Annotated in this window: 18 protein-coding genes, 1 other RNA gene and 1 pseudogene; 18 read left to right on the forward strand and 2 right to left on the reverse strand. The window is 38.7% G+C overall.

All coding sequences use genetic code 11. The features are described 5' to 3' along the window. Positions 1 to 165 precede the first annotated feature (165 nt). Positions 166 to 1,647, forward strand: a complete 1,482-nt coding sequence (locus ACIQZD_RS19400) for a UDP-N-acetylmuramoyl-L-alanyl-D-glutamate--2,6-diaminopimelate ligase (protein WP_402905524.1) — start codon at positions 166 to 168, stop codon at positions 1,645 to 1,647. 124 nt (positions 1,648 to 1,771) lie between these two features. Then, a non-coding RNA gene (ssrS, locus tag ACIQZD_RS19405) (6S RNA) lies at positions 1,772 to 1,958 on the forward strand. A gap of 146 nt (positions 1,959 to 2,104) precedes the next feature. Here the strand turns inward: ssrS and ACIQZD_RS19410 are convergent. Further along, positions 2,105 to 2,647, reverse strand: a complete 543-nt coding sequence (locus tag ACIQZD_RS19410; RefSeq protein ID WP_230175939.1) for a ribonuclease H-like YkuK family protein — start codon at positions 2,645 to 2,647, stop codon at positions 2,105 to 2,107. Positions 2,648 to 3,340: 693 nt separating this feature from the next. Between ACIQZD_RS19410 and ACIQZD_RS19415 the strand changes: the two genes are divergently transcribed. The 4 genes from ACIQZD_RS19415 (at position 3,341) to cobA (ending at position 10,042) form a co-directional block, all read left to right on the forward strand. Next, positions 3,341 to 4,546, forward strand: a complete 1,206-nt coding sequence (locus tag ACIQZD_RS19415; RefSeq protein WP_402905527.1) for a nitrate/nitrite transporter — start codon at positions 3,341 to 3,343, stop codon at positions 4,544 to 4,546. A gap of 54 nt (positions 4,547 to 4,600) precedes the next feature. Beyond that, positions 4,601 to 6,922 (forward strand): nitrite reductase large subunit NirB, encoded by a 2,322-nt coding sequence (gene nirB, locus ACIQZD_RS19420; RefSeq protein ID WP_402905529.1) that lies wholly within the window; start codon positions 4,601 to 4,603, stop codon positions 6,920 to 6,922. A gap of 88 nt (positions 6,923 to 7,010) precedes the next feature. Beyond that, positions 7,011 to 9,161 (forward strand): assimilatory nitrate reductase catalytic subunit NasC, encoded by a 2,151-nt coding sequence (gene nasC / locus ACIQZD_RS19425; RefSeq protein WP_402905644.1) that lies wholly within the window; start codon positions 7,011 to 7,013, stop codon positions 9,159 to 9,161. Between the two features lie 110 nt (positions 9,162 to 9,271). Beyond that, complete coding sequence (gene cobA, locus ACIQZD_RS19430; protein WP_402905531.1) at positions 9,272 to 10,042, forward strand: uroporphyrinogen-III C-methyltransferase; 771 nt, start codon at positions 9,272 to 9,274, stop codon at positions 10,040 to 10,042. A 192-nt stretch (positions 10,043 to 10,234) separates the two neighbouring features. On the opposite strand, the gene ACIQZD_RS19435 is transcribed toward cobA, so the two are convergent. Beyond that, positions 10,235 to 10,561: a MerR family transcriptional regulator gene (locus tag ACIQZD_RS19435; RefSeq protein WP_483878408.1), complete on the reverse strand. Its 327-nt coding sequence runs from the start codon at positions 10,559 to 10,561 to the stop codon at positions 10,235 to 10,237. A 204-nt stretch (positions 10,562 to 10,765) separates the two neighbouring features. Here ACIQZD_RS19435 and nirB (ACIQZD_RS19440) point away from each other — a divergent pair, with 204 nt between their 5' ends. The 12 genes and pseudogenes from nirB (ACIQZD_RS19440) (at position 10,766) to ACIQZD_RS19495 (ending at position 25,062) form a co-directional block, all read left to right on the forward strand. After that, positions 10,766 to 13,180, forward strand: a complete 2,415-nt coding sequence (gene nirB / locus ACIQZD_RS19440; protein ID WP_402905534.1) for a nitrite reductase large subunit NirB — start codon at positions 10,766 to 10,768, stop codon at positions 13,178 to 13,180. Positions 13,181 to 13,197: 17 nt separating this feature from the next. Then, on the forward strand, positions 13,198 to 13,515 hold the full coding sequence (gene nirD, locus ACIQZD_RS19445) for a nitrite reductase small subunit NirD (protein ID WP_402905536.1): 318 nt from the start codon (positions 13,198 to 13,200) through the stop codon (positions 13,513 to 13,515). A 202-nt stretch (positions 13,516 to 13,717) separates the two neighbouring features. Next, the gene (locus tag ACIQZD_RS19450; protein WP_402905538.1) at positions 13,718 to 15,337 is read left to right on the forward strand and encodes a family 14 glycosylhydrolase; all 1,620 of its coding nucleotides are present in this window, start codon (positions 13,718 to 13,720) and stop codon (positions 15,335 to 15,337) included. Between the two features lie 676 nt (positions 15,338 to 16,013). Continuing rightward, a complete protein-coding gene (locus tag ACIQZD_RS19455) occupies positions 16,014 to 16,439 on the forward strand; it encodes an OsmC family protein (protein ID WP_402905540.1) in 426 nt (141 codons plus the stop codon). 353 nt (positions 16,440 to 16,792) lie between these two features. Next, positions 16,793 to 17,113 carry a hypothetical protein gene (locus ACIQZD_RS19460; protein WP_402905542.1) on the forward strand — a complete coding sequence of 107 codons (321 nt, stop codon included), beginning with the start codon at positions 16,793 to 16,795 and terminating at the stop codon, positions 17,111 to 17,113. Positions 17,114 to 17,426: 313 nt separating this feature from the next. Further along, positions 17,427 to 17,888, forward strand: coding sequence for a hypothetical protein (locus ACIQZD_RS19465; protein WP_402905544.1), 462 nt, complete (start codon positions 17,427 to 17,429; stop codon positions 17,886 to 17,888). 414 nt (positions 17,889 to 18,302) lie between these two features. Next, positions 18,303 to 18,542: pseudogene (locus tag ACIQZD_RS19470) on the forward strand (ArsR/SmtB family transcription factor); the annotation flags it as partial. Positions 18,543 to 18,596: 54 nt separating this feature from the next. Further along, the gene (locus ACIQZD_RS19475; RefSeq protein WP_402905646.1) at positions 18,597 to 19,028 is read left to right on the forward strand and encodes an SRPBCC family protein; all 432 of its coding nucleotides are present in this window, start codon (positions 18,597 to 18,599) and stop codon (positions 19,026 to 19,028) included. An 80-nt stretch (positions 19,029 to 19,108) separates the two neighbouring features. Beyond that, positions 19,109 to 19,702, forward strand: coding sequence for a YdeI/OmpD-associated family protein (locus ACIQZD_RS19480; RefSeq protein ID WP_402905546.1), 594 nt, complete (start codon positions 19,109 to 19,111; stop codon positions 19,700 to 19,702). Positions 19,703 to 20,547: 845 nt separating this feature from the next. Then, entirely contained in the window at positions 20,548 to 22,491 is a 1,944-nt protein-coding gene (locus ACIQZD_RS19485; RefSeq protein ID WP_402905548.1) for a transporter substrate-binding domain-containing protein, read from the forward strand. Between the two features lie 24 nt (positions 22,492 to 22,515). Further along, positions 22,516 to 23,892, forward strand: a complete 1,377-nt coding sequence (locus tag ACIQZD_RS19490; protein WP_402905550.1) for a sigma-54-dependent transcriptional regulator — start codon at positions 22,516 to 22,518, stop codon at positions 23,890 to 23,892. Between the two features lie 162 nt (positions 23,893 to 24,054). Then, positions 24,055 to 25,062 (forward strand): TAXI family TRAP transporter solute-binding subunit, encoded by a 1,008-nt coding sequence (locus ACIQZD_RS19495; RefSeq protein WP_402905552.1) that lies wholly within the window; start codon positions 24,055 to 24,057, stop codon positions 25,060 to 25,062. Positions 25,063 to 25,069 lie beyond the last annotated feature (7 nt).

The following is a 25,069-nucleotide window of genomic DNA, read 5'->3' on the forward strand; positions in this document are numbered from 1 at the left end:
AGCAGCCTTATTGGCTGCTTTTCTTTTTACTGTTCAACTAACAAATTCTGGATTAACAATTATTTTTAGAGTACTGGTAAATACTAAAAATGGCTTGTTGAAACTTATGCATTTCATTTTCAAAAAAGTTAGGTGAATAGCTTAAATGAAAAAGGAGAAAAGTTAATGATCCTTAAAGACATATTGAAAGAAGCGATAAATTGGGATTTGCCGAAGGACGTTGAACATATATCCATCGCAGGTGTAACCGATAACTCTAAAGAAATAAAAAAGGGATACCTTTTTGTTGCCGTAACCGGATATAAGTCAGATGGCCATAATTACATTAAAGATGCAATTCGTTTAGGGGCATCGGCTGTGATTGGCGATCGCGATATTAAGGGATTGGAAGTTCCTTATTTACGAGTGGGAAACAGCCGTAAAGCATTAGGACTAATCGCCAAAAGGTTTTATGGAGATCCAAGCAAGCGAAAAATAATGATAGGAATTACGGGTACAAATGGAAAAACCACAACGAGTTATATGCTTCAGCAAATATTGAAAGAAAATGGGGTAACCTGTTCCGTCATTGGTACGATACAGCATATTATCAATGGAAACAAAGTCGATTCCCATAATACGACTCCAGGTAGCATGGAGTTGAATTCCTTACTGGCTGCAAGTAGGGACATGGTTGTCATAATGGAAGTGTCTTCACATGGATTAGCTCAATACCGTTTAGAAGGAATTGAATTTGATTTCTGTGTCTTCACGAATTTGTATCATGACCATCTCGACTTCCACGGTACGATGGAGGATTATTTCCTGGCAAAATTACTTCTTTTTGAAAAATTGAAACCTAATGGTCTTGCGATTATCAATGGGGATGATTTCTGGGGAGAAAAACTGCAAGAATACTTACAAGAAAAAAATGTCAGTGCCTTTGTATTTGGAAAATCCAATCGCTGCGATTTAACCATCACCAATTATAATACTGCAACAAACCCCTTTATTTTATTGAATGAGAATCATGACTTTGTGAAAATTGAGTTACCTTTACCTGGACTTCATAATTTATATAACGCAACTGCTGCCTATTCCGTAGCGAAGATGTTTCCAATTTCAAAAGAGGAAATTCTCACTTCATTGAAACAATTTTCCGGTGTGCCTGGAAGGTTTGAAATGTATAAGAAAGAATACGGACCGACAATCGTCATCGATTATGCACATACTGCAGATGCCATACATCACATGCTTCAAACTGCCAAAGAATGCGGGGCCAAAAAGATTTATCATATCTTTGGTTTCCGGGGTGGACGAGATACAACCAAAAGGGCTGAAATGGTTAAAGTATCATCAGAACATAGTGATGTTTCGATTTTGACGATGGATGATCTGAATTCGGAGGGAATGGAGGGGATGGAATCGTCACTAAATAAACTGCAAAGTGATTACTCTGCTGGAAATGTGAAGGTTATTCTAGATAGGACACTTGCTATACAGGAGGCGATACAAGCTGGAAAGGAAGGGGATTGGATTATCATTACAGGCAAAGGAATTGAGAGGTATGAACAAAATTTCGGACTGCCTACTATTTCTGACAAAGAAACGGTATTATATCTGCAAAATAAAGACGAAGGCGATTTTATCGGTTATTTTGACCAATAATTTGGTTTTACCGAATGCTATTATATAAGGGCTAATACGACGTCCATTCCCTAAGTCAGCAATAGGTTATTAATATGGTGAATATTAACATTGTAACATATGAGGAATTCAGGTATTATAACAATACAAGCTGCACTGTTCGTAATGATAATAAAGTTTTAACCTTTAAGCTGTAATAGGGAGTTTTATATCGAAACAGGAATGTTATGCCTCGTCACTGACTTGGACAACAGGATTATTTCTGCAAACACCCACTTTGAGGAGTGGTGGTTTAAAACTTTCTTACTGAATACGGCAATGGCGGCTTATATCTTTAAATGTTGAAGCCGGTCTCGGTCTGAGGCCGGTTTTTTGCTGTTTTCAAATACCGTACAATAAGAATTGCTTTGATTTATTTTCACAGCCCTTTACAAATACAGTTTAGGCTGATTTGACTTATTACATTATCTAAAGACATTTACTCTTGTTTTGTATACCGGTTGGCATAACTTGAAGCGACGAAAGCATTGGGTTTGATTTTCGGTTCCACGCCCATTGATTCCATCCTGGCTACCATTTCTTTTACAAATTCACTGGTTTTGTTCCGCTTTCCAATCCCAATATCAATATGCCCTTCCATTGTGAACGTTGCCCCTTGGTATACAGCAGGCAGGACAATATCAATTAATTGATTTTTTCTTTCTTCCGTAAACAGTGACACGATCTCCTCTGTTAACGACAATTCTTGGGAAATACGTTCATGTAAATGCAGCATCCTTCTAGGAATCATCACTTTTCTTATACAACCCCATACACCTTTTCCGACCTGCCGTATCACGATGCCTGTAATGAAAACAGTATGTTTTTTATGTACTTGAGAATCTGTACCGACCATTAATCGATAGTTACCGGAAGGGTTTAATTTCATGAACTCAACAATATGAACGAATACCTCTTCAAATGACATGTCTTTTTTCTGAAGATTTTGAAATGGGATGTTATGAAATGGATATTGCTTCATATTATTGCACCCAACCTTTCCCCGGATATAATCAGATTATTAAATCTCATGCCGCTCATAACACATCATATGAAAAAGGTCCTTGTTTCGTGCTGTGGGAAGAACCCGCCCTCTAATGAAGATGCAATCTTCATTTAAAGTTAATCCGGCTGAATAAAAATCACCTCAAGTTTTATTTCTTCTATTTTAAACAAAAAAGACTGTAGGCAAAAGGAGTTCTATCTTAATGTTATACAAAGTTGATTGGAGCAGGTGTTCGAGACTCCTGCGGGAAAAGTTCGTGCCTGTAGTGGAAATTAACGGACAATTATTAAAATTGTAAACAAACTCAATTATTATAGTCGTGTTTATCTACAATTTGGAAGAGAAGCTTAAGTTTTGGGCTTCTCTTTTTTTGTATGGAGATATTTCGAAAAGTTATTGGAGGTATCTTTGGTATATCTCCTGCCATAACTGAAAAGTTAAACAAGCTTGGGACTATACCTCACCTAAGTAAACCACATTATCATTCGATTTATATAAGAAAAACGAAATGAAATTATTAAATTTTAACCAATAACGACTTCAAAGTATTCACATTTTATAACTTACAAAAAAAGTGTGTAATGTTTTCTGACATAAACAGAGAAATCTTGCTTTTATAAGAGTAAAATAAACAAATATTCAATTAATAAAGTATTGGAGAGATGAAAAGTGAAAATATCTGAATTGAAAAAAAGCGGTCATGCTCCGTCATTATTAGCTTCATTCCTTTATTTTGATATCAGTTTTATGATTTGGGTGTTATTGGGTGCACTTGGTGTCTATATTACAAGGGATTTCGGGCTTTCCCCAGCTGAAAAAGGCTTGATTGTAGCTATTCCGATTTTGGGAGGCTCGTTTTTTCGAATCGTCCTTGGGTTTTTGACTGATCGCATCGGTCCGCGGAAAACAGCGATCGGCGGGATGCTTGTTACGATGATTCCGCTTTTTTGGGGTTGGTTATTCGGAGAAAGTTTAGCCGAGCTTTATTTAATTGGGATTTTGCTCGGAGTGGCAGGTGCAAGTTTTGCTGCAGCACTTCCTATGGCTAGCCGCTGGTACCCCCCGCATTTGCAGGGTCTAGCGATGGGCATTGCGGGAGCCGGTAACAGCGGAACTCTTTTTGCGACATTGTTTGGACCGCGTATTGCAGAGTCTCTTGGCTGGCATAATGTTATGGGATTAGCTTTGATCCCTTTAACCATCGTGTTTGTCATTTATATCTTAATCGCAAAAGACGCACCATCTCAACCGCCTGCAAAACCACTCAAGGAATATTTCAATGTATTTAAAATAAGGGATACGTGGTATTTCTGTATTCTTTACAGTGTGACTTTTGGGGGCTTTGTCGGATTTACCAGCTTTTTAAGCATCTTTTTTGTTGATGAGTATGGGTTAACACGAATAAGGGCTGGGGAATTTGTTACATTATGTGTCATCGCCGGAAGCTTCTTTCGTCCCGTCGGAGGATATATTGCCGATAAAATAGGTGGAGTTAAGCTGCTTATGTTTTTATTTATTGGACTCACATTATGTATGTTTGGGATTAGTTTTCTTTATTCCCTTACTGTCGTTACAATCCTGTTGTTCATCGGAATGCTATTTCTCGGTATGGGCAACGGGGCTGTCTTTCAGTTAGTTCCACAGCGATTTTCTAAAGAAATTGGTTTTATCACAGGAATTGTAGGAGCTGCCGGAGGTGTTGGCGGTTTCTTGGTTCCAAACATACTAGGAACGTTAAAACAGATTACTGGCACATATTCTACAGGATTTTTAGTATTTTCCGCAGTTGGAATCGTGGCGTTGCTTATCTTGGGTCTAGCTCAGCTTTCATGGAGAAAAACGTGGGTAATCGGAAAGAATTCAGTTAAGATCTAGAACTTTGTTTACCAATTATATCGGCTTGTTTCAGTACTTGTTTGGGGGGATAAAATGTTTAAACAAAAACTGGTCCTAGTAGGGAACGGAATGGCGGGATTACGCTGTGTTGAGTCAATTATCAGGAATGATCCGGCTGCTTTTGAGATTACCGTTTTCGGCAGTGAACCACACGTCAACTATAACAGAATCCTATTGTCGACTGTGCTCCAAGGCAACACCTCTTTTGAAGATATTACGATAAATGATCGAAACTGGTATACGAAGAATAATATCCAATTGTTCACAGGGGAAACGGTTGTAAAAATTGATATAGAGACTCGGAAGATAAAAACGGACAAAGAACGGGAAGTTTACTACGATAAGCTGATAATTGCTACAGGTTCCGTCCCGTTTATTCTTCCTGTTGCCGGTGTTGATAAAGAAGGCGTCATTGCATTTCGGACGATTGAAGATTGCCAAAAGATGATTGAAACTTCACGCAAACATAAAAAAGCAGTCGTCATCGGAGGCGGTTTATTAGGTTTAGAAGCAGCGAGAGGGCTGTTAAACCTTGGTATGGAAGTGCATGTCGTTCATATTGCTGACCATTTAATGGAGAGGCAGCTTGATTCAAAGGCATCACTTTTGCTGCAAAAAGAGTTGGAAAACCAGGGAATGAACTTTCTTTTAAAAAAGGAAACGCAGGAGTTAATCGGCAACGAACGTGTAGAGCGAGTCCGTTTTAAAGATGGAACGGAGCTGGAAGCAGATTTGGTCGTTATGGCTGTGGGAGTCAGACCGAATATTCAGTTGGCCAAAGAAAGTGGAATTGATACAAATCGTGCCATTATTGTAAACGACTATTTAGAAACCAGCATCCCAAATATTTATGCGGTTGGTGAATGTGCCGAACATCAAGGCATTGTTTATGGACTGGTGAAACCCCTATATGAACAAGGTGAAGTGCTGGCAAAGCATATTTGTGAGATGAAATGCAACGGATACCAAGGCTCGGTCCTTTCGACCCAGTTGAAAATATCAGGAGTTGAATTATTCTCTGTTGGAGATTTCATTGGTGATGAAACAACGAAATCAATCACGACTATTGATGAATTGGATGGTGTTTATAAAAAGGTGGTTTTTCAAGGAAGAAAAATAATAGGTGCTTTGCTGTATGGAGATACAAACATCAGCACACGATTACTCGATATGATTTTAAAGCGGCAAGAAGTATCATCAGAGGAAAAGCGTGCACTGTTCCAATCACCAAGTACGGGTGAGGGAATAATCGCTTCGATGGCAAACCATGAAATCATGTGCAATTGTAATGCTGTTTCAAAAGGGGCAATCATTGAAGCGGTTCGAAAAAAGGGATTAACAACAGTACAACAAGTTAAACAATGCACAAAGGCTACCGGTTCTTGCGGTGGATGTAAGCCGGCAGTGACCGAGCTTTTGACCTATATTCAAAGTAATCTTTCTACTCAGGATGAGAAACAAACTGCGTTTTGCTCATGTACGACATTAACGGAAGATGAAGTCGTGTATAAAATGCAGCTCCAAGACTTAACAACTGTCCAAGAAGCGATGGATGTTCTTGAATGGGGAAATAACGGAGGTTGTTCAACTTGCCGGCCGGCCCTTAGCTATTATTTAGGGATGATTCATCCAGAATACGAGATCAGACAGCAAACCCTTTTCATAAATGAAAAAAAGAATGCAACAGTTCAAAGTGATAATCGATACTCTGTTATCCCGCAAATGTACGGCGGGATGACGAATGCGAAGGACTTGCGAAAAATTGCAAATGTTGCAGATAAATATGATATATCTCAGGTGGCGGTAACAAGTGAACAAAGGATTCATTTAATGGGTGTGAAAAAAGAAGACCTTCCAGGTGTGTGGGCTGATTTAGACATGCCGTTAAGTTCGAAATATGGTAACACCGTTCAAAACGTCAAAACATGTATCGGTGAGAATGTTTGCTCTTGTGAAAAACAGCAATCCCTTATACTTGCTGTTGATTTGGAAAAAAGATTGGAGCATGTATCAACACCTTATCGTATTAAGATGGGCATATCTGCTTGTATGCATAATGGTGCAGGATCAACAACGAAAGATATAGGTGTTATGGGCGTTGACAGGGGCTGGGAAATATATGTGGGCGGAAGCAGCGGGCGTAATGTTCGTGCCGGTGAACTTTTATGTGTGGCCGGGACAAATGATGAAGCAATTGAAATCATCATCGGCTTTATTCAATATTATCGTGAAACAGCCAATTACTTAGAACGGACTTGGCAATGGATTGAACGAGTGGGTTTAATTCATGTTAGAGAAGTTTTGTTTGATATTGAACTTAGTCAGCAACTGTCTCAACGATTGGAAATGGCGTAGATCAGAGAATGAACTGAGTGGAAATACCTTTAGATAAGCGAATAAATGTTTGTAACAGAAGAAATCAATGAGTAAAGGGTGGGGAGCCTTGACCGAATTATTATTAAAGTATTTCCGCACGAAGCAACAAGAGGTCCAATCAGAAAAACGATATGAAACACAATGTCCATTTTGCAGTATGCAATGTAAGATGCAGCTGTTGGAACAAACAATAGTGACAAGAAAAAAGTATATGACGATTGGTAAAGATAATCCAACCTCAGAGGGGCGCTTATGCATTAAAGGAATGAATGCACACCAACATGCATTGCATAACGACCGAATTAAATACCCATTACTTAAAAAAAATGGTGAATTTATTCGAATATCTTGGGAGGAGGCATTAAATCACATTAAGGAGAATTTCACAAGAATTCAAGCGGAAGATGGTGTAAATGCATTATCTGTATATGGGAGTGCATCCATTTCAAATGAAGAAGCATATTTGCTTGGGAAATTTGCAAGAGTAGCTTTAAAAACAAAGTATATAGATTATAATGGCCGTTTGTGCATGTCCGCAGCTGCTTCGGCAGCAAGCCAAACGTTTGGTATGGACAGGGGCCTTACCAACAGCTTATCAGAGGTTCCGTTCACAAAGTGCATTATCTTGGCGGGCACGAATATTGCGGAATGCCAGCCGACAATCATGCCTTACTTTGAGAAAGCGAAACAAAATGGGGCATATATCATTGCTGTAGATCCAAGAGAAACAGCAACAACGAAAATGGCCGACTTACATCTAAAGGTAAAACCAGGGATGGATGCCGCCTTGGCAAACGGATTATTGAAAGTGATCATTGAAGAGGATTTTACTGATGAAGCATTTATCCGGGACCGTGCAAATGGCTACAACGAAGTTAAAGAGTATGTTACATCTTTAAAGTTGGAGGAAATTGCAGAAATGACAGGGGTGCCTAGCGACCAAATTCAAAAAGCGGCTGCAATGTTCGGGAGAGAAGAATCAGGAATGATTTTTACAGCAAGGGGAGTTGAGCAGCAAACAGATGGTTCAGCCGCCGTTCGTAATTTTCTTAATATTCTTATTGTTACAGGAAAAATTGGAAAAGTGAATTCGGGTTATGGAGCTATCACTGGACAGGGAAATGGGCAGGGAGCAAGAGAACATGGCCAAAAGGCAGACCAGCTGCCGGGGTATCGTATGATTGAAAATGAGGAACATAGATTACATATTGCAAGAATATGGGGGATTGAAGAGGCTGATTTGCCGCGTAAAGGTGTATCGGCATACGAAATGATAGAGAAGATAAATGAAGGTGAAATTACCGGCATGTTTTTAATGTGTTCCAATCCAATTGTTTCAAATCCCAATGCTAACTTTGTCAAAAAGGCTTTGAAAAAATTAAAGTTTCTTGTCGCAGTAGATATGTTCATTTCTGAAACTGCTAGATTGGCTGATTTAATTTTACCTACTTCGTCTTATTTAGAGGATGAAGGAACGATGACAAATTTAGAAGGACGGGTAACGCTTCGGGAAGCCAGTTTTTCATCTCCTGGGGAAGTGAAGCATGATTGGCAAATCATTTGTGATATAGCAAAAGCTCTTGGAAAAGAGGAGCATTTCCCCTTTCAATCTGCGAAAGAGATTTTCGAAGAATTGAGAGTGGCAAGCCGCGGGGGGACCGCTGATTATTATGGTATAACGTATGATCGATTAAGAAAAGAAGGAGGCATATTGTGGCCATGCCCAACCATTGACCATAAAGGGACAAAAAGGTTATTCGAAACGTCTTTTGCCCACCCGGATGGAAAGGCGGCCATGGTTGTGGTTAATAATGTGCCTCTTGTTCCAAAAGAACAGCCATGTACGGATTTTCCCCTTTATTTAACAACAGGAAGAATCATGTCACATTATTTAACAGGAGTTCAAACGAGAAAAAGCTCATCATTAGCCGCAAGAAATTTTGAATCATATATGGAAATCCATCCGGAAACAGCAAAGAAATATCATATTCCAGACAATACATTGGTGAAAATCGAATCAAGGCGGGGAAGTATTGTTGTAAGGAGCAAATGGTCAGCAACCATTCGCCATGATACTATATTCGTTCCTTTTCATTGGGCAGACTCACAAAATGTCAATCGCCTCGTTTCACAGGATTTAGACCCGACATGCAAAATGCCTGGCTTTAAAGTCAGTGCTGTAAAAGTACATCCTATAGTTGAGTTAACGTCTCATTAAGGGAGGTTTTCTTCCCGTTCATCATAATTTTTATTAGGTTCAATCATAATTGAACAGCAGAGCCTAATTACACAGAGCTTTCATGACTAAACAACAAAAGGGGAAAAAGGATGGAAAAAGGTAAGGTCTATATTGTTGGTGCCGGACCTGGTGCTCCGGACTTAATAACTGTCAAGGCAACCAAATGCATCGCGGAAGCGGATGTCATCTTGTATGATCGATTGGTAAATCGTGAATTGCTTTTATACGGTAAACCTGAAGCTGAATATATTTATTGCGGTAAAGCGCCTGGTAAACATTGTGTCCCTCAAGAGGACATTCACCAATTGTTAATTAGTAAATCAATGGAGCGAAAAACGATTGTTCGTCTAAAAGGGGGAGATCCTTTCATCTTTGGACGAGGCGGTGAGGAAGCAGAAGTGCTAGTAAAGCACGGAATTCAATTTGAAATAGTTCCTGGAATCACGTCTGGAATCGCTGCGCCAGCTTATGCTGGAATTCCCGTGACTCACAGGGAATGGGGGAGTTCCTTCGCAATTGTCACAGGCCACTGCGTGACCGGTAAACCTGATAACATCAACTGGCATCATTTGGCACATGGTGTTGACACCATTGCTATTTATATGGGTATTAAAAACCTTCCATATATCTGTAAACAATTACGATCCTGCGGAAAGAAGCCTGAAACTGCCATTGCTGTCATTGAACAAGGAACGACAGGTTTTCAACGAACTTTTACAGGAACAATCGATTCAATAGTGGGGATTGTTACAAGAGAGCAGGTTGCCAATCCCGCCATTATTGTAATAGGTGAAGTGGTGAATTTATCCGAGAAGTTATCATGGTTTTCAGAGAAGACAAAAGATAAGGAGTTCGCTTAGAAGAGGAATGATTAGTTAGAAAACTTTTACTGTAATGAAAATGTTAAACTGGACATGAAAGTCATCATGTCCAGTTTAACAATGTTAACAGCTACTTTATAGATGTAAGGTGAATTTGTTACCTGGCTAATCGAAGTTTGGAATATGGACAGTTATGGTATGTAGTTAATAATTGCGGTTGCTTAGCGAAAATTAATTGCGTAGGCCAAAGTGTGCATTTAATTGGCCCTGCAGCATTTTTTTTCGCATTTTTTCCTGTTCAATTCTTCTGTTCTCTTTTAATTTTTCCTGCCTAATTTCATTGGTTTGCACTCCATCCTCTATTTTATCGGCAATTTCCACTAATGCCTTGACGTCGGAAAAAGAGTATTTACGGTTCCCCCCCTTAGATCTTTCGGGGAAAACGAGTTTTCTTTCTTCATAGTAACGGATTTGTCTATCGGATAGTCCGGTTAATTCTCTGACCACCCCTATGGAAATTACTTTTCTGTCTAAATAAGATTCTTTTTGCTGGACGATGAAAATCACCTCATTTTGGATTTATGCTAGATCAATAAGGATATTATATCCTAATTTTCTGAATATTTGTAATAAAAACTAACATTAATTATTAATTTTAAAAAACTATGTAAGATTTTATAACACATTTGTGGCGATAAAAAGTGACGTCGCCTATAATCAATCATATCATCCTTTCAAAAAAATCTTATTGGAGGACAAAACATGGCTAAGCAGAAATTGGCACTCATTGGGAATGGTATGGCTGGAGTAAGATGTATAGAAGAAATTTTGAAAATTCAACCGGATAGGTTTGAGGTGACTGTCTTCGGAAGTGAGCCGCATCCGAATTATGATCGGATCCAACTATCGAATGTATTGCAAGGGGCTACGACGATAGATGATATTACAATAAATGATTGGAACTGGTACAAAGAGAACAATATTACACTTTTTTCAGGTGAAACAGTCACCAACATCGACACCACTAAGCAAATCATATATTCAGATGCAAATCGTGAAGTCGCATATGATCGATTAATTTTAGCTACCGGATCAATCCCATTCATTCTACCGATAAAGGGGGCTGATAAAAAAGGAGTGACAGCCTTTCGAAATATTGAAGACTGTGAAAAAATGATCGAATATTCCAAAAACAACAATAAGGCTGCTGTCATTGGTGGAGGATTACTCGGTCTTGAAGCAGCCAGGGGTCTACTGAATCTAGGTATGCAGGTAGATGTTATTCACCTTTCAGAATATTTGATGGATAGGCAGTTAGATCCAGCAGCAGGAAAAATGCTGCAAAAGGAACTTGAAAGCCAGGGAATGAATTTTTATCTTGGGAAACAGACTCAGGAGGTTTTAGGTGAAATTGATGTCAAAGGATTGCGCTTTAGTGATGGCGAGGAAATCAGCGCCGATTTAGTGGTTATGGCAGTTGGGATTAAGCCAAATGTTGCTATGGCTCAAAATTGCGGCATCCCTGTCAATCGAGGAATTATCGTGAATGATTATTTGGAGACAAGAATCCCGAATATTTTTGCGGTTGGTGAATGTGCGGAACACCGTGAAATGGTATATGGTTTGGTCGCTCCCCTATATGAACAGGGCAAAGTATTAGCCAAAAGGATTTGCGGGCTGGAAGACAAAGCTTACGAGGGTTCAGTGCTGTCTACTAAGTTAAAAATATCTGGTGTTGATGTATTTTCGGCTGGAGAAATTTTCGAGGATGAACAAGCTAAATCAATCAAGGAATTTAATGAATGGAATGGCACTTACAAAAAAGTAATGATTCGGAATGGGAAAATTTCTGGTGCGGTATTATTCGGGGATACAAAGGAAAGCAATTACCTATTGAGCATGATCAATAAAAATGCCGAGGTTTCCGAATATTTAAACGCTGGAACGAGTGAACCTAGTGTTAGTCTTGTCACTGCGATGTCAAATGAGGAAATCATCTGTGGTTGTAATGGAGTAACCAAGGGCGATATTGTATCGGCTATCGAATCTAATGGGTTAACAAGTATTGAGGAAGTAAAAGGCTGCACAAGTGCTTCGAGATCATGCGGAGGGTGTAAGCCATTAGTCGGTGATATTCTCGAGCTGACATTAGGCGCTGAATTCAGTAAGTCAAACCAAAAGGAATCCATATGCACGTGCACCACATTATCCAGAGATGAGGTTGTTGCTGAAATACGCGAAAAAAATCTGACCCATACTCGAGAAGTCATGAATGTTCTCGGCTGGAATACAAGTGATGGCTGCTCGAAGTGTAAACCGGCACTGAATTATTACTTAGGCATGATCCATCCTGTTGAATATGAAGATGAAAAAGAATCCCGCTATGTCAATGAAAGGCTACATGCAAATATTCAAAAGGATGGTACATTTTCCGTTGTGCCAAGAATGTATGGCGGCGTCACTAATCCCGATCAATTACGGAAAATAGCAAATGTTGCCGATAAGTATAAAGTTAAGTTACTTAAGGTTACAGGCGGGCAAAGAATAGATTTGTTCGGCGTTGAAAAAGAAGACCTTCCAAAAGTATGGGCTGACCTGGATATGCCTTCTGGATATGCTTATGGAAAAACCCTTCGAACTGTGAAAACATGCGTCGGTGAAAACTTTTGCCGCTTTGGCACCCAAGATTCAATTGGGCTGGGCATTGCCCTGGAGAAGAAATTTGAACGTGTAGGCACACCGCATAAGGTTAAGATGGCTGTGTCGGCATGTCCTCGTAATTGTGCTGAATCCGGTATCAAAGATCTTGGTGTTGTCGGAGTGGACGGTGCATGGGAAATTTATATTGGCGGCAACGGCGGAACCCATTTAAGAGCTGCTGAATTATTATGCAAAGTGAAAACAAGTGATGAGGTAATTGAAATTACGGGTGCATACATCCAACATTATCGAGAGACTGCCAATTATTTAGAAAGAACGTCTGTCTGGGTTGAACGTGTAGGGTTCGATAACATTAAGGCGATTATTGGTGAAAAGCAAAAAAGGATTGAGCTTAATCAACGCTTGGATGAGGCCTTATCCGTATTGCAAGAACCGTGGAAAGAAATCATTGAGAGCAATGCGATCCAAACAGGTTTATTTCAAAAAGTGAAAATTCCAGCTATATCAAATAAATGAATATGGGGGAAGCCTAAATGGGGAAAACGCTTCAAAAGATAAAGGTTTCAACAGTAAATGAGATGCCAAAAAACCTTGGGAAAACAGTAACCATAGGCTCTCAGGAAATTGCACTTTTTCATTTGGCAAGTGGTGAATTCCGGGCCATTGAAAATCGTTGCCCACATAAAGGTGGGGTTCTGGTGGAAGGCATTGTGAGTGGTGATCACGTATTTTGCCCGATGCATGACTGGAAAATCAGTGTCAAGAATGGAGAAGTTCAAAAACCTGATAATGGTTGCGTTAAGACATTCACTGTTGAAATAGAAGATGGTAATGTTTTTATAGTTTTATAACCAAATGTTCTGGATAGTCTCTTAGACTATCCATTTTTTCTTTGCGGTGCTTTGAACTAAATTTCCCTGGCAGAATAATTGATAAATATTTCCAAAACAAATATAATTTCTAGTAAAGGAATGACTTTATTAAACGAAGTGAATGTAAACGATTTCAATGATGAACAATGAATAAAGTTATAGGGGAAAGGTTGGCGTTTTTATGAACAAATTATCTGTTGGTGTTTTTACCTTTATGCTGTATTTTGTTCCTTTATCAAGTACTTCACCTGGAATCGCAGAAGTAAAACCAGATTACAAGCTTTATGTAATGGCCCCATTGGGTGAAATAACAGATTGGGAGGCATTTGAAGCCCAGTTAACCCAGTTGAAGGAAAATGGAGTATATGCAATAACGACAGATATTTGGTGGGGATTAGTCGAGAGTAAAAAAGATAATCAGTTTGATTGGTCCTATTATAAAAAATATGCGGAAACAGTGAAAGCTTCCGGTTTAAAATGGGTGCCCATTTTGTCTACACATCAATGCGGCGGTAATGTGGGGGATGATTGCAACTATCCCATCCCGAGTTGGCTCTGGAATAAAGACACTGCCGAAAACATGGCATTCAAGAGTGAAAGTGGTTTCTGGAATAAGGAAGTACTTGCTCCTTGGTGGGAAGGTACAGCCGATCAATACAACGAATTGTATAAATCCTTTGCAAAGAACTTTGCTGATAACAAGGATTTAATAGCTAAAATATATTTAAGTGCTGGACCAGCTGGGGAACTAAGATATCCCTCCTATCAAAATGCTGATGGCTGGGATTATCCTGAAAGGGGACAGCTCCAAGCTTATACAGAAGGAGCGAAACGTGATTTCAGGCTTACCATGAGAGAAAAATATTCAACGATAAAAAAATTAAATGCTGCTTGGGGCAAAACGTTTAAAAACTGGAATGAGATTCATCCGCCAGGAAATGGGGATGAATTTTTCACCAGGGGCGGAGCGATCGACACTCAATTTGGATACGACTTCATGCAGTGGTATCAAGGTGCACTCGAAAAGCATCTTGCAAAAATCTCTAAATTTGCCCATAAACATTTTGATGAAGTCTTTGGCGTTCCAATTGGAGCTAAAATCTCAGGAGTCCACTGGAAAATGAATGATCCAGAACTGCCTCATTCAGCAGAGTATAGTGCAGGGTATTATAACTACTCCCAATTATTGAATCAATTTAAGAAATCGAAGATGGCCCTCACGTTCACCTGTTTGGAAATGGGAGATCAAGACGCATATACTGCCCCATCCTATAGCGCTCCTAAAACGTTGGTGACCCATATTGCCTCTTTGGCTAATGAAAAAGGAATTTCATTAAACGGGGAAAATGCACTCCCGCTGATCAACAATGAAGCGGGCTTTGACAATATAGCAGAAATGGTTTTTAACCATGGTTTTGAGGGATTTACCTTGCTAAGGATGTCCTATTTATTTGACGATGAAGGAAATCCAACAAATGAATTCTGGATGATGGCTGATAAATTGAAAGGCAAGTCGATACCAGTTACATTCACAGTTGAAAATGTGCCTGCCACACAGGGAGTTTACTTAATTGGGGATAGAGGGGAAATCGGCAGGTGGAATCCTGAGGATTATGAATATAAACTTACTCAAAGCACAGAAGGCAGCTGGAGTGGAACATTTCGTTTAGCTGCAGATCGATTCTATGAATTCAAGTTCGTCCTGAAAGATGAAAATGGCAATATCACTTGGCAAGATGGGGAAAATAATAGTTATAAAACTCCTTTGAATGGAGAAGGAAACTATAAAACTTCATGGTAGATGAGGAAATGGTGTCTTTCATTTTGCAAGCCTAACGGTTTCTATCTAAATATTTAAAACCCTCAAAAAAACATTTCAGATGATTTCAGAAATCCGCTCCCTTTCCGCCGACTGTCTGCCAAGCCTCCTCGCCGCAAAGCGTCTGTGGGGTCTCGGCTAGCCAGTTATTCGGCAAGGGTGTCGCAATTTTCTTCAATCTATTCAGGGTTTCATCCATTTAAATAAGTAAAAAAAACAGAAGGATAACTAAGTTTACCTTTAGAACATGGTTGTGAGAGCTTTCCGAACCTTCTTTAGTCAACAAAATGGTTTCTATCTGAATTTTTAATACAAAGTTGATTGGAGAGGGTGTTCGAGACTCCTGCGGGAATAGCGTTTCCAAGGAAGTCTCCACAGGCGAAAGACCGCCCTCGGAAAGCGAGTAACTGAAGGCAACGTTCAAATTTTACAATATGACTAACTAAGTAGGACTTGTGGGAAGAATATAAGGAATGGAAAGTCATCACAAGTTAGGGTCATATTACAAATCCTGAAGTCAAGTATTCTGTAAATTTGCGTAATGACCACAATATTAGGGGAAATATTATTTTAAGACTTAAGTGAACTGTACTTACATTAAATAGACATGTGGACTATTTTTGGAACAAAACAAAAAGAAAGGGAGGAATTGATTCAAATGAAAACAATGATTACATGGACAGGGGAAATGGCCTTTTCCGGCACAACTCCGTCGGGACATGAAATAAAGATGGATGCTGCCGAAGAAGTAGGAGGAAAAAATAGCGGAGCCAGACCCACGGAGTTACTTTTACATTCCCTTGCTGGGTGCACAGGTATTGATATTGTAATGATATTAAAAAAAATGCGATTTGAAACAAAGGCTTTTCAAATAGAAATAGAAGGGGAACGATCAGAAAATCACCCTAAACGGTTTACCGATTTTCATATTCACTATTTATTGGAGGGTGATCTGCCTGAAGATAAAGTGGTCCGTGCGATTCAATTATCCAAAAATACGTACTGTTCAGTATATCACTCATTAAATGCCAACATTAAAATCAGTTATTCGATAAATGGTGTTAAAGGAAAACAAGAATTATAATGTAATCGCTGTAACTGAAAGTTGTTTATACATTTTTCTATAAGAAAAACAGCCTTCATTTCATAAGCAAATGGAGGCTGTTTTCGACTGAAATGAAAATCCTTGTTTCACGGATAATCATCTATACCAAAAAATGCAAATCTCAGAAAATAATCCCTCTACATGTTAATCCTAGTCGTATTCTAAAAAAATCATTCTCCAATTTATTTTCAAGGTAACATAACTCCATTTTTCGGAAGGAAAGGCTTTATTTAGTCAGCAAGTAATCAAAATGTAATGGTTTGTCATTGGAATGCCCTTGATGTTAGGAGTTTATCCGTATAAACTTTAGATACTATTGAGGAGTGGTTAAGTTGAAAGAGATAACAATTGACAAATTAATTTTTAAAGATCATTTATCGATGATTGAACAATATTCATTGAAAGATTTCATGTTTAAGTGGCTCGGCAGCCCCGAAGAAGGTTTAGATGATCTTCTTCCGCTTACATACACAAATCAAGTTTTTGCAAAAATGGAAACGACATTAGAGACAAAAATAAAGATCCACGGAGAAGAAATTTTCAGATATGTCACCATTACGGAAGATAATCAAATTGTAATAGGGGGCTTAGACACGAATCAAGAGTTAAAGTTTAGAATTGTGTCCCTGGAGGAGCGATTGAAAAGCTACTAAATCTTAGTATTAGCATTCTATACTTACCAAACCGGATCATATTTTTTAGATAAATAATTAAGGCCGTTCCTGTTTTTTTAAGGAAGGGTCTTTTTAAGGTATTTTTATTTTATTCACCATGTTAAGAGCAGCGTCAATAACATATAAGAGGTTGTTAACTGTTAAAGGAAGCCTTTACCTTATGCCAGTTCAGCGAGTAATTCTATAAACTCGCGATTTTTCTGGATTAATTTAACAAAATAAAACGATTAATGGTTTCTCTTAGTGTATTATAAAGTAATGAAGTCGATTAAATTAATTGGGGGGATTTGAGATGAGCGAGACGTTGGAAAGTTCGATAAAAACGCTTTTGAAAGAGACGTTTGAAGGACCGGGAAATGATGGGAGCTATTATACTGATTCAAGACCGAATACAGGGATTTTTGGGACACTTGATGGTTTAACCGCAGAGGACGCTTCACGTTCCATAAATGGATCAACCATTGCTGCTCACTCAGACCACATACGGTATTATTTATGGGTAATCCGAACAATGATCAGTGGCACAGACTTTGAAAAAGACTGGGACGCAAGCTGGACCATTGCTACTGTTGATGAGGTGAAATGGGCGGAAATAAGGGAGGGATTACATAAGGAATATGTAACTCTTCTCGAAGAAATCGATACAATCGATTTAGGAAAATGGCTGACAAATGTAAATGCGACCATTGCCCACTCGGCTTATCATCTTGGAGCGTTACGTCAAATGTTAAAAAGCCTTGAAATAGACAAATAATTTATCATATCGAGGGTTTGTAATTGTTTTACTCTTCAGGCACTCGCTTTCCCGCAGGAGTCTCGAACAACCGATCCAATCAATATGAAAGCAGAATTTAAAATTTGTCCACCATTAATTCCCCCGTATAACCCCCACCCTCTGGATTTCCTCCTATCAAATGTGTCTCATTTTCTAGTACCACAATATCTGCGTTCGGATCTCGGGGGGTATACACCCTTTCTCGAATGATACCATCAACGGGTGCGGTAGCTGAAGATCAGAGCTGTGTTCTTTAAGGCAGCTTTTTCTTATGCAACTATTGGGGCAGTTTAGGAGAATAAAACAAATACCGTGTGTCCATAATAAAATTGACAGGACACCAATTAGTGTCATATAATAAAAGACACCAAATGGTGTCCAATTAAAGGGGGGGTGATTTTGAACGAGAAAAATCAAGAGCGTGATATTTATGTAGCCATCGCTGACCCAACAAGACGTAAATTGCTACGTTTGTTGGCGGACGTGGAAGAATTGCCACTGAATGAGTTGACCGTACATTTTGAAATGGGCCGTACTGCGGTTTCAAAGCATTTGTCAATCCTTAAAGAGGCTGGTGTCGTAATCAGCAGAAAGGTAGGCAGGGAAACGCGTTATCGGCTGAATGCTGCCCCGTTGAGGGAAATTGAGGATTGGGTATCGTTTTACAGGAAATTCTGGAGTGAAAGAATGCTACTTTTAAACCAAATATTAGAGGAGGAACAAAAGGTGAATTTAACAGTATCACAAGATTTTAATTTTCAGAGCCCAATCGAGAAGGTATGGCTCGCCTTAACGGATGCAAATACTCTTGCGAAGTGGGTAATGGCTAACGATATTAAACCTGTCGTCGGACATAAATTTCAGTTCCGGAATGAACAGTGGAATTTAGTTATCGATTCCGAAGTTCTTGAAGTTGAGGAGCCTTATAAGTTATCTTACACTTGGGTAGGTGGCGGGATAAACACTACAGTCACATGGACATTAAAGCACGAGGATGGAACAACCTATTTACATCTTGAACAATCAGGATTCGAAAAAGAAGATCAAGCGTTCAATGGTGCGAAATATGGTTGGGCGAAAATGGGCGAAGATCTTAAAAAATTGTTAGTGGAAATGTAAGACCAAACTTCTGAAGCTTTTTTTAGTATTTAGCTAACGTATAGGTAAAGCAAACTGCTCGGAAAGAGGAGTGTTTCGTTATGACAAATAGTAGAATGAATCCTAAGGTTGATGAATTTTTAAGTAAAGCTAAAAAGTGGAAGGACGAATATGAGACGTTGAGAAATATCGTTCTTAACTGTGACCTGACCGAAGAATTTAAGTGGATGCATCCTTGTTACACGTTTGAGAAAAAAAACATCGTTTTAATACATGGATTTAAAGAATATTGTGCACTTCTGTTTCACAAAGGTGCCTTGTTACAGGATCCCCATGGGATTCTAATCCAACAAACGGAGAATGTACAGGGGGCGCGCCAGATTCGGTTCACCAATGTTCAAGAAATAGTAGCAACGGAAACCATTCTGAAAGCCTATATTCATGAAGCCATTGAAGTTGAAAAAGCCGGTTTGGAAGTAAATTTTAAAAAGAGCGAAGAATTCATAATTCCTGAAGAACTTCAAAATAAATTCGATGAAATCCCTGCCTTGAAAACTGCTTTTGAAGGATTGACCCCGGGACGGCAAAGAGCATACATTCTTCATTTTTCTCAACCCAAACAATCCAAAACTCGAGAGTCAAGAGTTGAAAAATGCATGCAGAAAATTCTCAATGGAAAGGGATTAAAAGATTAGTACATCGACGAGAAAATAAATGTATCAAGTTTAAGATATTACCTCACTTTGCGTAAATTCGACCTCCTTTTTGGATCGAAGTAACCACTCAATCAAATCATCTAAAATGGAAAACACCAAAAGTGTACCCTTTGGCTTTTTATGAAAGTACGCTTCTCTTGAATTAAAAGTTGCTTTACTTGAATTTAGGTTTAAGTAATAAACTTCATCAAAACCACCTTATAAAAATAAAGTGTTATTTCATTATAGGTCGCTTTTATGGAGTAACAAAAAAGCCCGATTCCCCAATTTTAATACAGAGAAATTGGGCTTTTTATTCTGTAATTTCGATTTAGGAAGCCCACTCGGCTTATCATGTTGGAGCGTTGCGGCTAATGATAAAAGCCTTGAAACGGAAAAATCATTTAACATATAGATAGTTTGTAAAATGATTGGAACATAGGGAACTTGCTTTCCGCGGGCGGTCCGCTCTCTGCGCTTTGGGACTGTGGGTTCTCCCTTCGACACCCTTTTCCCACAGGAGTATCGAACACCTGCTCCAATCAACTTTATCTGCTTTAGGTAAACTGGCACTTCTTCTAAATTAAAATAAGAAGTCTATTCCTAACCTAAACCCCAGCAAAGGTTGCTGGGGTTATATGTATTTGGTAAGACAGAATTACACACCTTTTTGTAGGAAATTGTTAGATTGTGTCAAGAATTCTTTGCATTTTAAAGGGTTCAAGCCCTTATTGGAGAAGTATATTATCATGGTGTTTTAGCCGAGAAACACTGACTGCAAGGATTTTGACACAGAAGGAGGGCTCTTAATTAAAAAGCAGCTTTTTAAACTAAGTATATTTTGCTTGATAGTCTTTGTTCAAACACTTTGGTCTCCCACTGTTTTTGCTGAACAAAAGACTTTTATAATTGCCGGAGAAAGTGCTCTTCCTCCATTTTCATTTGAAAATGAAGCTGGTGAGCTGACAGGCATCAATATTGATTTAATGGAGGAAATAGCAAAATATAATGGCGTAGATTTCAAATATATTCCGATGAGGATGGAAGAAGCCGAAAAAGCCTTAAGTAACGGAACAATTGATGCAATTGTTGGAAGTACCTATAATACCGAAAAAGATAACCAACTTGATTTCACTCAATCCTATTTTACAATGTCCCAATCAATAATCATTCCTAGTAAAAGGAAACAGGAAATTCATACGTTAACGGATCTACGTGATTCACATGTTGTCCTTGACCTTAACACTCCAGTAATCAGTACTTTTCTCAATATGAGGAATACAAATTTAACGACCGTTTCGAATCAATACTCGGGTATTTTAACATTATTGAACAACCGTGCAGATGTATTCATCGGAAACAAATGGACTGCTGATTTCTATTTGAAAAAGTTCCGCCAAGAAAAGAATTACATCATTCTCGATGAAGTCATTGAACCGGCGGATTATACGATTGCAGTAAAAAAAGGGAATCAATCGCTTCTTTTCATGATGGATAATACACTCACAGAACTTAAAGCAAACCGAAATATCAATGGGATAATTGATAAATGGGTCATGCCACAATCCAATCAAAAAATTGCCAGGCTGGAGCAATTCATATTCTGGTTGATTATCAGCTTAACTGCAGTAGCCCTTATCCTTCTATTCATTTACATATGGAATCAAAAGCTAAAAAAATCCGTTCATAACCAGACGTTAAAATTACATTTATTAAATAAGGATTTAGAGAAACAAAAGCAAAACATCGCTAACGCTGAAGCATTCAAAGATCAAATCTTAAACAATATCAATAATGGAATCATTACATTCGATCTCGATTTCATGATTACCAGCTGCAATGCAAAGGCATCGGACATTCTCAACATTTCCAAGGAAATGATTCTGAATCTTATGAATCATTCGCGATTAATGAAGAATTTCGAAGTTTTACATCAAGAACAAAGTGAGAATAATCGTACGGGTTCTTTTCGGATCTTGGTACTTAATGAGGAAAATGAACAGAAGGTGATATCATATTCGATGCATAAGATGTTCAATTCTGAAGATATACAAACCGGATACTTGCTTTCCATGAGTGATGAGACGGAAAAGAAAACATTGGAGAAAAAATTGGTCACACAAGAAAAGCTGCACGCTCTTGGTCAACTAGTTGCAGGTGTCGCACATGAAATAAGGAATCCTTTGACATCGATAAAAACATTCATTGATTTACTTCCGGGTAAATATGATAATCCTCAATTCCGACAAGTTCTAATGGAACACTTGCCTACTGAAGTTAACCGTTTGAATGCGATTGTTACCGATTTAATTGAATATGCACGTCCGCGTACACCAAATATTACCAATTGCCACGCTCATGAACTTATATCATTACTTGCTTTTCATAAGGTGACAATGGAAAAAAACCAAATAAATTTCGAGCAGACGATTGAGGAGGACCTTATTTTTTATATAGATTTACAACAAATTCAACAAGTACTTCTTAACTTGGTGTTGAATTCGATTCATGCCGTTGAAGAAACAAAGGAAAAGACCATTAATATCACCATTGATAAAGAGAACGAAAAGACAGGGCGGATTACCATAACTGATACAGGAAAAGGGATGAAACAGGAGGAACTGAACCATATTTTCGAACCTTTTTTCACAAATAAAGAAAAGGGAGTCGGTTTGGGACTTACGTTATCGTATAGGCTAATTAAAGAGAATAACGGAGATATCCATGTGAAAAGTTATCCTAATTCAGGAACGAAATTCACCATTTTACTACCTTTATATATCGATTAGAAGCCTGGAAAGAGGAGGAGTAATATGAAAATGCATGTATTGGTGATTGATGATGAACCTGCTATTTGCACCGCTCTTAGCTTTGCATTGGAAGATTCCTATCAAGTCGTGACAACTACTGACCCCGATGAGGGTCTTCGAAAGATCGAGAATCAGCACTTTGATATTGTGTTACTTGATTTGAGAATAGGGAATAAAAGTGGACTTGATGTCCTACAGAAAATCAAACAAATAGCACCTAGCGTGACAGTCATCATGATGACTGCCTATTCATCCATTGAAACTTCCATAGAGGCTATAAAAAAAGGCGCCTACTACTATATTGAAAAGCCAATTAATATAGAAGAGCTTTCTTTGCTCTTGATGAGGGCAGCCGAATTCAAACAGATGTCCAATCAATTGGAGACATTACATGAAGAATTAGAGATTCAAAAGGGATTTGGTAACTTCCTTGGTAACAGCAAGGCGATGCAGCGTATTTTCTCAATGATAGAAAGAGTGAAAGATATTGATTCCAGTGTTCTTATCACGGGTGAAAGTGGTACTGGAAAGGAGCTTGTAGCCCGAAACATCCATACGCTGGGAAGAAGGAAAAACAATCCCATGCAGATTGTCAATTGTGCAGCAATTCCTGAGATGCTGCTGGAATCTGAATTGTTTGGTTATGAGAAGGGAGCATTTTCCGGTGCAACTCAGAGGAAGGAAGGGAAATTCGTTGCTGCTAATGGAGGCATCCTTTTTCTGGATGAGATTAGTGAAATGCCCCTTCCACTTCAAGCTAAATTATTAAGGGTATTGCAGGAACGGGAAGTGACGCCTCTGGGATCCAATACAAAAATCTCATTGGATGTACGTATTATAAGTGCAGCCAATAAAAACCTGGAGCAAATGGTGATGGAAGGGGAATTTAGGGAGGATTTGTATTTCAGGCTAAATGTCATACCCATCTCGATGCCGCCTTTAAGAGATAGAAAAGAAGATTTACCGATCCTTATGGATTATTATTTAAAAAAGCACGCTAAGGATATGAATCGTGAAGAAAAGACATTCTCGGCAACCGCACGTCGGATTTTACTGGATTATCATTACCCTGGGAATGTCCGTGAGCTTGGTAACATTATAGAATATGCTGTTGCCCTATCAAACTCGAAAAGAATGGAAGAAACCGACTTGCCGCAATATGTACAAGAACAGAAGTTCATTCTCCAGCCGGATGGCAATGACGACGATTTTAACAGTTTCAGGATTCCCATCGGCATTTCCATGAAAGAGATAGAAGAAAAGGTCATAACGGCCACTCTTCAATACTGTAAAAACCATCGGCAAAAAACAGCTCAAATCTTAAAAATTTCTGAAAGAAGCCTTCGTGATAAAATCAAGCTCATTTCAAAAGGAGAATAACAGGATCATCGTGTTATTCGGCAATTTTTTCTGGGTAACCGGAAAAAATTGCCGGTTTATACTTGGATAACATCCAAGCAATCGGCAGGATTTGCGTATTAAAGCAGAAAATAGACTTGGCATGATATTTGCATCTAAATTCATTAAGAAAGGAGGGCCACTATGAAGAATGGAGCACTCTTTATAAAAGTCGCCTTGTTATTTTGTTTCATGACAGGATGTTCTTTTATGAATGAGCAGCAGGAAATATCTAAACCTGCTTCTACCTTGATTCAGAGTCAACTAACTTCTGAAGGACAGGATTTAAATAATAGGATGCTAATCATTGGAACCGGAGATATGACAGGTGTTTATTTTTCATTAGGACAAAGATTATCAAATATGTATGAAAAATATAATGGAGCTGTGTCAGGAACCCAGGTAACCGATGCTTCCATTGAAAATACTGAATTGGTTAGCCGCAATCGGGCAGAAATTGGTTTTACCACAGTGGATGTACTGGATTTGCCTGAGACGGATAAATCCAAGTTAAGAGCTTTAACGGCCCTATATTCCAATTATGTTCAAATTGTTACTACTAAACAAAATGATTTGGATTCCTTAGAAGATTTAGTTGGGAAACGCATTAGTGTGGGAACGGCAGGAAGCGGTACAAGGCTTATTGCAGAGCGGATACTGTTAGAATCCGATTTACCGACTGATCAATTGAATTTATCCTATCTTTCTTTTTCTCAATCTGCAGAAGCATTACGAAATGGTACCATTGATGCAGCTTTCTTTTCTTCGGGAATTCCGAATAATGAAATCGCTTTCATATCCAAGCAGATGGAGCTATCTTTCATTCCCATACCAGGGGACATCATTGAACGTCTTCAGAAACAATATGGAGTTTATACTCATGATGAAATTCCCAGAGATACATACAGGGGAATGACAAAAAATGTCCAAACTATTTCAATTAAAAATGTCTTGGTAACCTACAAGGAAATGTCTGACCCTCATGCATACAATCTTGTGAAAACATTATATGAACATCTGCCTGAACTGCAGCGTACACATCCGGCTGCTTCTGATATTTCAATAGAGGAAGCAACCAAACAAGTTCCACTCGATTTTCATCCAGGAGCCATGAATTATTTTACCGAACAAGGAATTATTGAAAATCAATGAAAAACGG

It is taken from the genome of Peribacillus sp. NPDC096447 (genome assembly GCF_044762725.1).
Classification (GTDB): domain Bacteria; phylum Bacillota; class Bacilli; order Bacillales; family DSM-1321; genus Peribacillus.